The sequence below is a fragment of the Clavibacter sp. VKM Ac-2873 genome (genome assembly GCF_015351075.1).
Lineage (GTDB): Bacteria > Actinomycetota > Actinomycetes > Actinomycetales > Microbacteriaceae > Clavibacter.
Window position 1 is genome coordinate 398,000 of record NZ_JADKRS010000002.1, and the last position, 12,861, is coordinate 410,860.

Annotated in this window: 15 protein-coding genes; 9 read left to right on the top strand and 6 right to left on the bottom strand. The window is 74.0% G+C overall.

Annotation, left to right across the window (positions count from 1 at the left end):
- Positions 1-51 precede the first annotated feature (51 nt).
- A complete protein-coding gene (locus ITJ44_RS09210) occupies positions 52-675 on the top strand; it encodes a TetR/AcrR family transcriptional regulator (RefSeq protein ID WP_194634806.1) in 624 nt (207 codons plus the stop codon).
- Positions 676-723: 48 nt separating this feature from the next.
- On the opposite strand, the gene bla is transcribed toward ITJ44_RS09210, so the two are convergent.
- The 3 genes from bla to ITJ44_RS09225 form a co-directional block, all read right to left on the bottom strand.
- Positions 724-1,713 (bottom strand): class A beta-lactamase, encoded by a 990-nt coding sequence (gene bla / locus ITJ44_RS09215; RefSeq protein ID WP_194634808.1) that lies wholly within the window; start codon positions 1,711-1,713, stop codon positions 724-726.
- A 131-nt stretch (positions 1,714-1,844) separates the two neighbouring features.
- The gene (locus ITJ44_RS09220) at positions 1,845-3,155 is read right to left on the bottom strand and encodes an ABC transporter permease (protein WP_194634810.1); all 1,311 of its coding nucleotides are present in this window, start codon (positions 3,153-3,155) and stop codon (positions 1,845-1,847) included.
- Entirely contained in the window at positions 3,152-3,904 is a 753-nt protein-coding gene (locus tag ITJ44_RS09225; protein WP_194634812.1) for an ABC transporter ATP-binding protein, read from the bottom strand. Before ITJ44_RS09225 ends, ITJ44_RS09220 begins: the two co-directional genes overlap by 4 nt.
- 167 nt (positions 3,905-4,071) lie before the next feature.
- Here ITJ44_RS09225 and ITJ44_RS09230 point away from each other — a divergent pair, with 167 nt between their 5' ends.
- The 5 genes from ITJ44_RS09230 to ITJ44_RS09250 all read left to right on the top strand — a co-directional run bounded on the left by ITJ44_RS09230 (position 4,072) and on the right by ITJ44_RS09250 (position 8,535).
- Entirely contained in the window at positions 4,072-5,253 is a 1,182-nt protein-coding gene (locus tag ITJ44_RS09230) for a sensor histidine kinase (protein WP_194634813.1), read from the top strand.
- Positions 5,250-5,933 carry a response regulator transcription factor gene (locus ITJ44_RS09235; RefSeq protein WP_194634815.1) on the top strand — a complete coding sequence of 228 codons (684 nt, stop codon included), beginning with the start codon at positions 5,250-5,252 and terminating at the stop codon, positions 5,931-5,933. Before ITJ44_RS09230 ends, ITJ44_RS09235 begins: the two co-directional genes overlap by 4 nt.
- 125 nt (positions 5,934-6,058) lie before the next feature.
- Entirely contained in the window at positions 6,059-6,724 is a 666-nt protein-coding gene (locus ITJ44_RS09240; RefSeq protein WP_194634817.1) for a DedA family protein, read from the top strand.
- 64 nt (positions 6,725-6,788) lie between these two features.
- Complete coding sequence (locus tag ITJ44_RS09245) at positions 6,789-7,814, top strand: glycosyltransferase family 9 protein (RefSeq protein ID WP_194634819.1); 1,026 nt, start codon at positions 6,789-6,791, stop codon at positions 7,812-7,814.
- 154 nt (positions 7,815-7,968) lie between these two features.
- Positions 7,969-8,535 (top strand): helix-turn-helix domain-containing protein, encoded by a 567-nt coding sequence (locus tag ITJ44_RS09250; protein ID WP_194634821.1) that lies wholly within the window; start codon positions 7,969-7,971, stop codon positions 8,533-8,535.
- On the opposite strand, the gene ITJ44_RS09255 is transcribed toward ITJ44_RS09250, so the two are convergent.
- Positions 8,528-9,586, bottom strand: coding sequence for a DUF1266 domain-containing protein (locus tag ITJ44_RS09255; RefSeq protein WP_194634823.1), 1,059 nt, complete (start codon positions 9,584-9,586; stop codon positions 8,528-8,530). The two genes, ITJ44_RS09250 and ITJ44_RS09255, sit on opposite strands and share 8 nt — an antisense overlap.
- Positions 9,587-9,642: 56 nt before the next feature.
- A complete protein-coding gene (locus tag ITJ44_RS09260) occupies positions 9,643-10,707 on the bottom strand; it encodes a S66 peptidase family protein (protein WP_228494858.1) in 1,065 nt (354 codons plus the stop codon).
- Between the two features lie 182 nt (positions 10,708-10,889).
- Between ITJ44_RS09260 and ITJ44_RS09265 the strand changes: the two genes are divergently transcribed.
- Genes ITJ44_RS09265 through ITJ44_RS09275 form a run of 3 tightly spaced genes read left to right on the top strand, consistent with a single transcriptional unit; the run spans position 10,890 to position 12,061 of the window.
- Positions 10,890-11,099: a hypothetical protein gene (locus tag ITJ44_RS09265; RefSeq protein ID WP_194634826.1), complete on the top strand. Its 210-nt coding sequence runs from the start codon at positions 10,890-10,892 to the stop codon at positions 11,097-11,099.
- The gene (locus tag ITJ44_RS09270) at positions 11,099-11,881 is read left to right on the top strand and encodes a Fic family protein (protein WP_194634828.1); all 783 of its coding nucleotides are present in this window, start codon (positions 11,099-11,101) and stop codon (positions 11,879-11,881) included. Before ITJ44_RS09265 ends, ITJ44_RS09270 begins: the two co-directional genes overlap by 1 nt.
- A 6-nt stretch (positions 11,882-11,887) precedes the next feature.
- Positions 11,888-12,061: a type II toxin-antitoxin system ParD family antitoxin gene (locus ITJ44_RS09275; protein WP_194634834.1), complete on the top strand. Its 174-nt coding sequence runs from the start codon at positions 11,888-11,890 to the stop codon at positions 12,059-12,061.
- Between the two features lie 48 nt (positions 12,062-12,109).
- Here ITJ44_RS09275 and ITJ44_RS09280 read toward each other — a convergent pair whose 3' ends face one another.
- Complete coding sequence (locus tag ITJ44_RS09280; RefSeq protein ID WP_194634837.1) at positions 12,110-12,778, bottom strand: response regulator transcription factor; 669 nt, start codon at positions 12,776-12,778, stop codon at positions 12,110-12,112.
- Between the last annotated feature and the right edge of the window lie 83 nt (positions 12,779-12,861).

The window sequence follows — 12,861 nt, forward strand, 5'->3', positions numbered from 1 at the left end:
CGACAGATTCGGCCAAGTGGCCGAATCTGCGTCGCTTGGTAGCTTTCTCCCATGAAGGCCGCCTCCGAGAGCACCCGCGCGTACGGATCACGGGACGCCCGGCGGGCCGAGCTCCTCGACGCCGCGGTGCGCGTCATGGCCGTCACGGGCGTCGCCGGGGCGAGCACGCGGGCGATCACCGCGGAGGCCGGCCTCGCGCACGGCGCCTTCCACTACTGCTTCGGCGTGCGCGAGGAGCTGCTCGGCGCGCTGCTGCGGCAGGAGGCCGAGGCCGTCGTCGCGCAGCTGGAGGCCGCCGAGGATCCCGCGGGCGCGCCGCTCGGCGAGGTCGTCGCCCTGACCCTCCGCGCCGAGCTCGACCGCGTGCGCCGCGAGCCCGACCGGCAGCGCGTGCTGTTCGACCTCGCCTCCGCCGTGCAGCGGATCCCCGCGCTCGCCGACCTGCCCGCCTGGGAGCACGGCCGCTACGTGGAGGAGACGCGCCGCCGGCTCGCCGCGGCCGGCCTCGACGAGGAGCGCGCCGGTCGGTGCGCGTCGCTCGCCGTGGCGGGCATGCAGGGGATCATCGGGGCCTGGCTCGCGCGCCGGGATCCGGGCGCGGACGCGGCGGCCGACGAGGCGGTCGCCGACCTGTCCCGGGCGCTGGCGCTGCTCGCGGAGGACGGCGGCCGCTGATCCGGGAGCTCCCGGCCGCGCTCCCGGCCGCGCCGCCGCTCGCGCGCGTCAGCCGAGCGCGCCGAGCGCCTGCGCCGCGGCCTTCGCGGCGCCCGAGATGAGGGCGTCGTCGGCTGTCGCGTCCTGCTGGTCCTTCGAGGAGTGCACGGCGATCACGATCGGCGCGGCGTCGGGCCGCCAGATCACCGCGACGTCGCCGCGGCTGGCGTAGGCGCCGCTGCCGGACTTGTCGCCGACCGTCCACTCCGTCGGCAGCTCGGCGCGCACGAGGGTCGCGCCGGTCTGCGTGGCCGTCAGCCAGCCCGTGAAGAGGGCGCGCTCGTCGGCGTCGAGGGGATCCGCGATGGCGCCCGGATCACCCAGCGCGTAGGCGCGGAGCAGGGCGGCGGCGTCGCGCGGCGTCGTGGTGTCGCGGTCGTCGCCGGGGAGCGCCTCGTTGAGGTCGGGCTCGGTGCGGGAGACGACGGTGGTGTCGTCGCCGAGGGCGGTGAGCGCCGCATCCAGCTCGGCCGGGCCGCCGATCGCCTCGAGCAGGAGGTTCGCGGCCGTGTTGTCGCTGCGGGTCATGGCGGCCTCGGCGAGCTCGCGGAGGGTCATCGTGCCGCCGACGCGGGTCTCGGTGACGGGCGCGTAGGAGAGGATGTCGGCCGCCTCGATCGGCACGGCGCGATCCATCCCGGCGACGCCGACGCGGTCGAGCAGAGCGGCCGCGAGCGGCGCCTTGACGGTGGATGCGTAGGCGAAGCGCTCGTCCGCGCGCCAAGAGACCTCGGCGCCCGTGCCGGTGTCGACCGCGTGCACGCCGAGGCGCGCGCCGAAGCGCCCCTCGAGCGCGGTGAACGCGGCGTCGGCGGCCGCCTGGTCGACCGCGGGGGCGGCGGATGCGGACGGCGCGGTCGAGGCGGGCGGTGCTGTCGGGGCGTCGGCTGCGGGGGCCGCGCATCCGGCGAGGACGGTCATGGCGACGGCCGCGGTGACGGCCGCGACCAGGGCGACGCGGGCGGGTCGTGCGGCGGCGGCACGGGCGGGGTGGATCACGGCGGAGCTCCTCGGGAGGCGTCGGGCGGGGCGATGAGGGGATGCGGGCCCGCGTTCGGCCCGCATCCACCCTCTCCCGTCCGCGCCGCGGCGTCGTCCCCCGCGCGGTCGACGCCGGTGCTCCTCGCGGACTACTCGTACCGCAGCGACGTCACCGGATCGGCGCGCGCCGCCCGTGCCGCCGGCAGCGTGCCGGCGAGGAACGCGATCGCCATCACCACGAGCACGATGGTCGCGATCGACGCCGGGTCGAACGCGATGAGCGTCAGCCCGGGCAGGTTCGACAGCACCGTGCCGGAGAGCGCCGCGCTGATCCCCGTCCCCGCCGCCACAGCGATCACGACCCCCACGGCGCTGCCGAGGAACCCGATGAACGCGGCCTCGATGCTGAACAGCGCGAACACCTTGCCGCTGCTCTGGCCCATGGCCTTCATCAGCCCGATCTCGCGGGTGCGCTCCTGCACCGACATGAACAGGGTGTTCACGATGCCGAACGACGCGGCCAGCAGCGCGATGACCGCGAACCCGTTGAGCACGAGCACGATGCCGTCGATGACGGTCTGGAACGTGCCGAGCTGATCCTGGACGGTCGTCCCCGTGTAGCCGGCATCGGCGAGGCGCGTCTTCAGCGCGTCCACGTCGGCGTCGGTCGCGGAGGCGTCGAACGAGACGGTGGCCTGCGCGTAGCGGTCGGCCTGACCCGCGGGGAGGCCCGTGTCCTCGGCGGTCGACAGCGCGGTCGTGAGCGCCTGGTTGGTGGTGACGCGGGATCCCGCGGCCGCCGCGATGCTCTCCTCCGCGACGCCGACCACGGTCGCGTCCACGGTATGCGGCGCGCGGGCGGCGTCCGTCACGGCGAGCGTCACGGTCTGCCCGACGGCGGACGCGTCGTCCGCGAAGCCGAGCGGCTCCACGTAGGAGGTCGGCAGCACCACCTGCGGCGCCCCTGACGCGTCGTCGGGCGCGCTGCCCGCCCGGAGGGTCAGCGTCTGCCCGGGGGCGAGCCCGGACGCGCCGACCACGTACCTCGTCCCGTCCCCCGCGGCGATCCAGTCGGTCGCGAGCGAGACGGTGGGCTGCACCGCGCGCACGCCGTCGACGCCCTGGATCGTGGTGATGTCGTCGGGCGTGAGCGCCACCACGGTCGAGCCGGGGCGGCTGGTCGCGGATGCGCTCGCGACCGAGTCGGGGTCGTACTCGCGCGGGCCGCGGGCCCCGGGCCCGGCCGCCGCGTCGTCGCTCGCGCGCGTGACGGTCATGGTGTCGGAGGAGCCGACCGCGCCGACCGTGGAGGCGATGTACCGGTCGATGCCGGTGCCGATCCCGTTGGTGAGGGTCAGCGTGAACGCGCCGACGAAGATCGACAGGATCGTGAGGACGAGCCGCGTCCTCGAGCGGAACGTGTTGGCGACGGCGGACCGCACCAGGTCGAGCGGCTTCATGCGGCCACCGCCCCGGACGCGGAGCCGGCGGCGGCGTGGACGCCGTGGGGGCGCGGGCCGTCGTCCCCGGAGTCCTCCACGATCAGGCCGTCGCGGATGAGGATCCGCCGGTCGCAGCGGGCCGCGAGGTCCTCGTCGTGCGTCACGATGATGAGCGTGATCCCGCGCTCGCGGTTGAGCGCGAACAGGATGTCCTCCACCACGGCGCCCGTCGCCGAGTCGAGGTTGCCCGTCGGCTCGTCGGCGAAGATGATCCGCGGGTCGTTGACGAGCGCGCGCGCGATCACGGTGCGCTGCTTCTGCCCGCCCGAGAGGTCGCCTGCCCGGTTCCGCGCCTTGCCGTCGAGCTCGAGCTGCGCGAGCGCCGCCATGCCGCGGCGCCGACGCTCCGTCCGCGGGACGCCCGCGATGGTCATCGGCAGCATCACGTTCTCGAGCACCGACTGGCTCGTGGTGAGGAAGAACTGCTGGAAGACGAACCCGAAGGTGCGGTTGCGGGTGCGGTCGAGCCGCTTCCCGCGGAGGGTGGACGTGTCGACGCCCTCCAGCTCGATCGTGCCGGAGGTCGGCGCGTCCAGGAGCGCGAGCGTGTGCATCAGGGTCGACTTCCCGGATCCGCTCTTGCCGACGATCGCGAGGCTCTCGCCCTGCCGCACGTCGAGGCTCACGCCCTTCAGCGCATCGAAGCGGCTCGGGCCGCGGCCGTACGACTTGCGCACGTCCCGTACCCGGATGATGGGGGTGTCCATGGTCCTCCTCGGTGGTCGGGCGCCGGTGGTCGGGGCCCGGATCGAGCCTCGCCGTACGGGTCGCGGGGCGCGTCGTCCCGGTGCGTCGGCCGCGTACCGCAGGCGCGGTATCCGGTCCGGTCCCGCGGGGTGACGCACCGGGCGCAGGGGTCCGGGATCATGAGGGCATGCTCGATCCCGTCGCCGTGCCGCGCCCGCCCGCCTGGGTCGGCGACGCGGTCGCCGCGGTGCTCGTCGTGGTCGCCGCGCTCGCGCGCTTCCCCGGCGGCGAGTACCGGACCGATTCGCCGCTCACGTTCGCCCTGGCGCTCGCGCCCATCGCGGTGCTGCCGTTCCGCCGCCGCTTCCCCGTCGCCGCGTTGGCCGTCTGCCTCGCCCTCTTCGGCGGCGCCGCGTTCGCGGGACTGCTCGCGCCCGGGATCCTGCTGGCCGTCGCCGTCGCGATGTTCGGCGTCGCGAACCGGCGCGCCAGGCGGACGTCCGGGATCGCCGCGGCCATCGCCGTCGTCGCCGTGCTGGTGCTCAGCCTGCTGGCCTCGGTGGGATCCGTGTTCGACCCCCGCATCATCCAGTGCGCCGTCATCACCGCCTTCGCAGCCGCCGCGGGCGACGCCACGCGCTCCCGGCGCGCGTTCATCGCGGCGATGGTCGAGCGCGCCGAGCGCGCCGAGCAGAGCCGCGAGTCCGAGGCCCGTCGCCGCGTCACGGAGGAGCGCCTGCGCATCGCGCGCGACCTGCACGATGCGGTCGCGCACCAGATCGCGGTCATCAGCCTCAACGCGGGGGTCGCGTCCTCCGCCGTCGACAGCCGGCCGGAGAAGGCGAAGGAGGCCCTCGGCACCATCCGCAGCGCCTCGCGTGCGGTGCTGGCCGAGATCGGCGACCTGATGCAGATGCTGCGGCACGGCGAGGACGCCGGGGAGGGCGCGGGATCCGCCGCGCAGCCGGGCCTCGACCGGCTCGACGCCCTCGTGGAGCAGTTCGCGACCGCGGGCCTCACCGTGACCGTGCGCGTCGACGGAGACCGGGCGGCGCTCACCGGCGCCGCCGACCTCGTCGCGTACCGCGTGGTGCAGGAGGCCCTCACCAACGCCCACAAGCACGGTTCCGCCGGGCACGCGCACGTGCTCGTGGAGGTGGACGACCGCGAGGCGCGCATCGTCGTGACGAACCCGATGCCCGTGCCGGATGCGCGGGACGACGACGCCGATGCCCCGCTCGACGGCCACGGTCTGCTCGGCCTGCGCGAGCGCGTGGACGCGGTGCGCGGCCGCATCGAGGCCGGCACCGCGCCCGGCGGCTGGCGGCTCGCCGTCACGCTGCCGCTCACCCGCGAGGAGACCCCGTGATCACCGTGCTCGTCGTCGACGACCAGCCCCTCATCCGCCAGGCCGTCGGCGACATCCTCGAGGCGGATCCGCGCACGACGGTGGTGGGCACCGCAGCCGACGGGCGCGACGCCATCCAGGCGGCGCGCGCGCTCCGGCCGGACGTCGTGCTCATGGACATCCGCATGCCGGAGCTCGACGGCATCGGCGCCACCGACGGGATCTGCGCCGATCCGGAGCTCGCCGCCACGCGGGTGCTGATCCTCACGACGTTCGAGGAGGACGAGTACCTCGTGGCCGCCCTCCGCGCGGGCGCGAGCGGCTTCATCGGCAAGGGCGCCGAACCCGACGACATCGTGCGCGCGGTCGTGTCCGTGCACGCCGGCGACGCGCTGCTCTCGCCCGCCGCGACCCGCGGCCTCATCACCCGGTACGTGCTGCCGGGCGGCGCCGGGTCGCCGTCGCCCGACCTCTCGCGGCGCCAGGCCGAGCTGGATCACCTCACCGAGCGCGAGCGCGAGGTGCTGCTGCTCGTGGCGCAGGGGCTCGCGAACCAGGAGATCGGCGAGCGCCTCTTCATCAGCCCGCACACCGCGAAGACGCACGTGAACCGGGTGATGGCCAAGGTGGGCGCGCACGACCGGGCGCAGCTGGTGATCCTCGCGTACGAGACCGGGATGCTGCGCCCGGGCGAGGGGTAGTCGCGGCAGCGATTCAGCGGTTGTGGAAACGCGTTCCCTAGGCTCGCGGGGATCCACGGCGGCGACCTGCTCCACCACCGACCGCCGCATCACGACGCCCGACCCCCCGAGAGACGAGAGGCCGCATGAGCGCCATCACCGCAGTGAGCCCCGGCGAGATCCATCCGAGCGAGGGGTACGACGGCTTCGTCGGCTGGGTCCTCTCCCTCATCGAGACGCTGGGGGAGGTGGGCGTCGGCCTCGCCGTGCTCATCGAGACGTTCGTGCCGCCGATCCCGTCCGAGGCGATCCTGCCCGTCGCCGGCTTCCTCGCCTACGAGGGCCGCATGAGCGCGTGGGGCGCGTGGGCCGCCGCCACCGTCGGCGCGCTCGTCGGCGCGCTCATCTGGTACGCGATCGGCGCCGCGCTCGGCCGCGACCGCACCCGCCGGCTCGTCGGCCGGATCCCGCTGCTCGACCACGCCGACTTCGACAAGGCCGAGGCGTTCTTCTCGCGCTGGGGCGGCACCGCCGTGCTCCTCGGGCGCTGCGTGCCGCTCGTGCGCTCCTTCATCTCCATCCCGGCGGGCATCGAGCGCATGCCGATCGGGCGGTTCTCCTTCTACACGGTCGTCGGATCCGGCGCCTGGAATGCCGTCTGGGTGGGCCTCGGCTTCGCGTTCGGCCCGGCGATCCGCCCACTGCTGGAGGAGTGGAGCGGCCTGATCTCGTACGCGGCCCTCGGCGTCATCGCGCTGCTCGTCGTGTGGTTCGTGGTGTCGCGGCTGATCCGGCGGGTGCGGGCGGCCTGACGCGCGCGGGTCCGGCGGCGGCGTGGCCCGGTCGCCGCCGGTCCCCTCTGCCAGGCTGGAATCCATGCAGACCCCCGGCGTCCCCGCCGCCCACCCCGACGCCGCCGACCACCCGGACGAGATCCTCGTCCTCCGCGCCATCAAGCTCGGCGACATCCTCGTGGCCGTCCCCGCGCTCCGCGCCATCCGCCGCGCGCACCCCGACGCCCGCATCTCGCTCGCCACCACCGGCTGGCTCGCCTCGGTCGTCCGCCTCCTCGGGATGGTCGACGAGCACCTCCCGCAGCAGGGCTTCGACCACCCCATCGCGCGCGAGCCCGGCACGGTCGACCTCGCCATCAACCTGCACGGCGCAGGCCACGAGAGCCGCACGCTCCTCCACGAGCTCCGCGCGCACCGCACCCTCGGCCATGCCGCGCCCGAGCTGGACGGCATGCCCGCCGCCGACGGTCCCGCGTGGGAGGACCACGTCCTCGAACGGTACCGCTGGGCCCGGCTCGTGTCCTGGCACGGCATGCCCGCGGATCCGGACGACGTCGGCATCCTCGTCCCCGACGAGCCGCCCGTCGCCGAGCGCGCCGTCGTGATCCACGTGGGCGCCGCCTACGGATCCCGCCAGTGGCCCGTCGACCGCTTCGCCGCGGTCGCCCGCGCGCTCGCCGACGAGGGTCGCACGGTCGTCTTCACCGGCAGCGACAAGGAGCGCGAGCGCGCCCTCGAGGTCGCCGCGCTCGCCGGCATGCCCACGTCGACCGTGCTCGCGGGCGAACTCGCCCTCGATGAGTTCGCCGGCATCATCGCCGCCGCCGACCTCGTGATCTCCGCCGACACCGGCGCCGCCCACCTCGCGTCCGCCTACGGCATCCCCTCGGTCGTGATCTTCGGCCCGGCCCCGCCCGAGGAGTGGGGCCCGCCCGCATCCGGCCCGCACATCGTGCTGACCGACGCGTCGCAGCGCCTCGGCGACACGTTCTCCGCCATCCCGGATCCGGCGCTCCTCGCGATCACGCCCGCCCACGTCCTCGAGGCGGCGCGCGGTCTCGACGGACACCGCGTGATCCGCCCCCTCACGGGCGAGCCGCGCGACTGATCCGCCCGGCCGCCCGCTCCGCCCCGAACCGGGGCCCGACGCGACCGCCGATCCCTGCGAGCATGGGCTGGCGGGTCGGTGGCGGTCGCCTGGCGGGTCACCGGCGGGGCGCTGGCGTGGTGCCGGCGGGAGGGGCGGATCGAGCATGGGACGCATGAACACGACACGGATCATCGAACTACGTCAGGCGCAGGGCTGGACCCAGGAGCGCCTCGCCACCGAGAGCGGAGTGGGCGTCCGCACCGTCCAGCGGCTGGAGGCCGGGGAGGACGCGAGCCTCGAGACGCTCTCCCTCGTCGCCGAGGCGCTGCGCGTCCCCGTCCGCGACCTCTTCTCCGCCATCGACGACGCCGACCTCACCAGCCGCGTCGACTCCCTCGAGGCCCGTGCCAGCGAGCAGCAGGCGACGCGGGATCGCACCACGCGTGCCTGGCTGCTCCTCTTCGTCGGGCTCGGCATCGTGCTGACGTTCGTGGCCTTCACCATCCCGAACGGGCTGGCCCTGTTCCTCGCCTATTGGCTGGGCGGCACCCTCATCGCGGTCGCCCTGCGCCGGCTCCTCCTCGAACCGCGGCTGGATGCCCGGTATCCGCTGTCACGCAGCACGCGCACCCGTCGTCAGCGGCGGCGCGAGCGGCGCGTGGCGGAGCGCGCGGCGGGATCGGCCCGCCCGGACGGCGCGGCCGAGGACGACGCCCCCGCTCCCGCGCGGATCAGCTGACGCCGACGCCCGTGGCCGGCCGCGCCCCCGGCCACGGCACCGTCGCCGCCGGCCACGCGGACGCGACGAGCGCATCCCGCACCCGCCGCTGCGACATCACCGCGTCGAGGCTGTCGGTGCGGAAGGCGAGGGCGAGCGACGCGTCCGCCCAGTACGCGTCCCAGCCGTCGTAGGTCGCGAAGACCCGCGCGCCGATCTGCCGGATCAGCGCCCACGCGTCGTCCGCGGGCAGGTACCCGGCCATGTAGGCGTAGCGGATCGCGCCAATCGTGCGCTCGCTGTCGCCCGCGAGCAGCAGCACGGGCGGGCGGCCGGCGTGCGGTCGGGTCAGGTCGATGATCTCGAACTCGCTCCGGCCGGTGAGCGCGGCCATGCGCGACACCATGCGCTCGGCCTCCTCGGACGCGGCCAGCTCCGCGAAGCGCGCCGACTGCGGCCCCTGCGCCAGCGCATCCGCCACGAACAGCTCGATGTCGTCGCGCGACGCGATGCGGAACTGCGTGTCGAGGGCGGCGCGGTGCTGCGCGAGGGTCGTCATAGGGAGGCCGGTCCACTCGTGCCCGGTCGCGCCGTCGGCGTGCGTCGTGCGCAGCTCCGCGGGCATCTCGGCCCAGGTCGGCTGGAACGCGAGCGACGAGTTCCAGCCGCCGAAGGAGTAGTCGCTGACCGCGTCGAGGGCGAGGAGCTGCTGCTCCTCGAGCGTGACCGGCCGGATCCTGGCCTGGGCCACGTACTCGAGCTGGTCCCGCCGGGGCGCCCGCGCGTCGATCTGCTGGAAGACGATCGACGCGACGAGCATGCCGATGCCCATCCCGAGCGCGAACAGCACGAGGGGCATCGCCGGGCCGCCCTCCGGCGGGCCGGACGTCGCCACGAGGATCCCGAGCCCCGCGCCGCCGACGCCGAACGGCAGCGCGAAGGCCGTGATGAGCAGCGCCCGCTTCCCGCTCCCGCCGCGCGGCTTCATCCGCTGCACGTTGAGCATCTGGGCGTAGCGCACACGCGCGCGAACGGGGAACTCGACCTCGCCGGGATGGTTCTGCAGCGTCACGCGCGAAGCCTATCCACCGGGCGGCTCCGCGCCACCGCCCGGATCGGGGTCAGGCGTCAGCTGTAGTCCGCGTGCACCGTCTTCGCGGCCCCGTCGAGCCGCACCGTGCCGCCGTGGGGCAGGATCCACTGCGGCCGCGTGTGCCCGAACGGCACGCCCACGCACACCACGGCGCGCGGGTTGTAGCGGGCGATCTGCTCGATGACGGTGTCGCGCTGCTCCGCCCGGAGCCGCGCCCGCTCCTCGGCCGACGGCACCGGCGCGCCCATGACGATGGTCGGCGGCCGGGCGACGAGCACGCCCGCGACGACGTCGAGGATCCCGCGCTCGCCGAGACCGCGCACCCACCGCCTGACACTGTCGGCCGACGGCACCTCCTCGCTCGTCTCGAGCAGCAGGATCCCGCCCTCGAGCTTCGCGACCTCGGGCATGCGCCCGGCCATCGCGATCTGGTCGATCACCTCGATGCAGCCGCCCCACGTCGGCCCCTCCACGGTGGCCGCGGGACCGGCCCACTTCCACGGTTCGGTCGCGTGGCGCTCGCCGGGCTCGGTGAGGGCGCGAGGATCCGTCCAGTCGATGCCGAAGTCCTCCGACTCCCCGGGCTCGGTGATCTCGAGCGTGCCGCCCTCGAGGAGCGCCGCCCGCAGCGAGCGCAGGTGCACGTCGTCGATGCCGGGGCCCGCGCCGAGGTGCACCTGGGTGGATCCGCCGTAGAAGCTCGGGATGCCGAGCCCGGCGAGCAGGTTGTGCAGGTGCGTGTTGTCGCTGTAGCCGAGGAACGGCTTGGGGTTCCGGGCCACCTCCTCGATGTCGACGTGCGGCACCACCGTGACCTGGTCGTCCCCGCCGATGGTCGACACGATCGCGCGGATGGAGTCGTCGGCGAACGCCGCCGTGATGTCGGCGGCACGGTCACGGGCGCTCGCGCCGAGCCGCCTCGTGGTCGGGTACTCGACGGGGATCAGCCCGGTCGCCTCCTGCAGCCGCCGCATCGCCTGCTCGTGCACCTCGGGCGCGATCCCGGGGGCCGCGAACGCAGGGCTCAGCACCGCCACCCGGTCTCCCGCCTTCGCCTTGGGCACGGACTTGCGGAACCGGGACGAGGTGGAGGGGATCATGCGGGCCATGCTCGCAGAGGAGGCCGGGAGCGCGCGGCCGATGTCATGGGCTCTGCGTCCGCTTCCCCGGTCAGCGGCTCCTCCCCAACTCGTCGTCCCCGCTGCGCTCCGAAGGTGAGGTGATCCCTGGCCCGTGGGGAGAACCCGCGGGTAGGTTTGGAGAAGTCAGAAAGGGTCCTGTCATGCCGCACGCACAGACCTCCGCCGCTGCCGCCATCGCGGCACGCGATGCACGAGCCGCGGAGAGCCTCGCCTTCGCGGACGCCGCCCTCGCGCTCGCCGGTCACCAGGTGACGGATCCCGTGTTGATCGAGATATCGGAGCGCGCCGCTCGGGAGGAGATCACGAGCGAAGAGGCAGTAGCCGCGATCCGTCGCCACGTCATCGGTTGATGCCCCGTCGGCCGACGTTCCGCACCTGGGACGACTACTTCATACCGGGTACGACCGTCCTCAGGAACACGTTCACGGGCCCTGGCAAGCCCCACGGCGAGACAGACGCCGACAAGCTGCGCCTCAGCGAAGAAGACATCGCGCGTGTGCGACTCGCCGAGCTATTTCGGCAGCCCCTCGACGGCCACTTCGACTACCCCCACATGAAGGCGATCCACCGGCACATCTTCCAGGACGTCTATTACTGGGCTGGCGAGGAGCGCGTCGCTCCTGTCGGCTCCTTCATGACGAAGGACGGGCACTCCTACTACCCCGCAGGTCCGTCCCTCACCGAAGCGGCTGAGGCGCAGTACCGGCAGCTCGCCGACAAGGACCTCCTGCGCGGCCTCGATCACCCGGCGTTCGTCCGGGAGCTGGCAGAGAGCTGGGGCGAGCTCAACGTCATCCACAGCTTCCGTGAGGGCAACACCCGCGCTCAGTTCGTCTTCTTCTCGCAGTTGGCCGAGCAGGCGGGGTACCGCATCGACTCCTCCCGGTTCGCCGTCGGCTCTCCGCTGAGGGACCAGTTCGTCGAGGCCCGCTTCCACAGCCAGGACACCGGCAGCAATGCGCGCTTGGAAGAGGTGCTGGGGCGAGCGGTCGTCCCTCTCCCGCGCCCGGCATCGTCCGGGACCGCGCGACTCGCGGGGCCGTCACCGTCGCGAGCGATCCGTGGCGCCGCGCGACCGGGCCCGCTCGCCGGTGGTCGCGTGAGCGGCCGAGACGGCGGCTACGGCAGGTAGTGGCAGGTGGCATCCGGGCACTATCGGTCCGCGAGCGAGGTGGCCCGCGCCGAGCTCCGCGACATGGAGGATCAGGATCCGCGGCTCGAGGCATTGCGCGCCGCGCTGGTCGCCGGCGAGGCCAGCGGCGAAGCAGCACCGTTCGACCTCGATGCGTTCGTCGCGGGCAAGCGCGCGTGAAGCGAGGCCGGCTCACACCGGCAGTGGAGGAGGGCCGCCAGGTGACCCCTACGGCCCACCCAGCCAATGGTCGATCCGGTGGTGGTCCGGACTGAACCCGTGCCCCACGCCCCAGATGACCGCCTGGGTGCGGCTCTGCACCTGGATCTTGCGGTAGATCGAGCGGATGTAGCTCTTCACCGTGTTGGGGGAGAGGTACGTGAGCGCCGCGACCTCCTGGTTGCTCTTGCCCTGCGTGATGAGGGCGAGGATCTCCGACTCGCGGTCCGTTATCCCCTCGCGCTTGCCCGGCCAGTCGAGCGACGGCGCGCTCGCGGCACGCAGCGGCGCCTGGTTGAACAGCTCCTCGCCCGCGTGGATCCGCTCGAGCGCCTCCACGAGCTCCCGGGCCGGCAGCGCCTTGGAGAGGTAGCCGTGCACGCCCTGACGGCGGGCGTCGGCGATCAGCTCGGGCTGGAAGTTCCAGGTGTAGACGACCACGCGGCGGGCCCGCGGGTTCCGGACCAGCTCCGCGATCTCGTGGTGGTCGGACTCGGGCTGCGCGAACGAGTCGTAGAGCACGATGTCGATCTCGTCGGAGAGGGCCGCGTTCGCGTCGATCTCGGCGACGAGCACCCGGTCGCGGTAGTCGTCGAACATGTGGGCGAGGCCCGTCAGCACCACGTCGTAGTCGTCGACGAGCGCGATCGTGACGGGGCGGGTGCGGGTGGCGGGCATGGATCCACCATCCCACCCCCAGGGGTGTGCCGCCACACCCCGCAGGGTGGTTGATTGAGGTCATCGCCCCGAACGGGCACCAC

Excerpts from the sequence above, each read along its gene's own strand:
- ITJ44_RS09210 (WP_194634806.1), top strand. The coding sequence starts at position 52 with ATGAAGGCCGCCTCCGAGAGCACCCGCGCGTACGGATCACGGGACGCC.
- ITJ44_RS09220 (WP_194634810.1), bottom strand. The coding sequence starts at position 3,155 with ATGAAGCCGCTCGACCTGGTGCGGTCCGCCGTCGCCAACACGTTCCGC.
- ITJ44_RS09225 (WP_194634812.1), bottom strand. The coding sequence starts at position 3,904 with ATGGACACCCCCATCATCCGGGTACGGGACGTGCGCAAGTCGTACGGC.
- ITJ44_RS09230 (WP_194634813.1), top strand. The coding sequence starts at position 4,072 with ATGCTCGATCCCGTCGCCGTGCCGCGCCCGCCCGCCTGGGTCGGCGAC.
- ITJ44_RS09240 (WP_194634817.1), top strand. The coding sequence starts at position 6,059 with ATGAGCGCCATCACCGCAGTGAGCCCCGGCGAGATCCATCCGAGCGAG.
- ITJ44_RS09245 (WP_194634819.1), top strand. The coding sequence starts at position 6,789 with ATGCAGACCCCCGGCGTCCCCGCCGCCCACCCCGACGCCGCCGACCAC.
- ITJ44_RS09250 (WP_194634821.1), top strand. The coding sequence starts at position 7,969 with ATGAACACGACACGGATCATCGAACTACGTCAGGCGCAGGGCTGGACC.
- ITJ44_RS09260 (WP_228494858.1), bottom strand. The coding sequence starts at position 10,707 with ATGATCCCCTCCACCTCGTCCCGGTTCCGCAAGTCCGTGCCCAAGGCG.
- ITJ44_RS09265 (WP_194634826.1), top strand. The coding sequence starts at position 10,890 with ATGCCGCACGCACAGACCTCCGCCGCTGCCGCCATCGCGGCACGCGAT.
- ITJ44_RS09270 (WP_194634828.1), top strand. The coding sequence starts at position 11,099 with ATGCCCCGTCGGCCGACGTTCCGCACCTGGGACGACTACTTCATACCG.
- ITJ44_RS09280 (WP_194634837.1), bottom strand. The coding sequence starts at position 12,778 with ATGCCCGCCACCCGCACCCGCCCCGTCACGATCGCGCTCGTCGACGAC.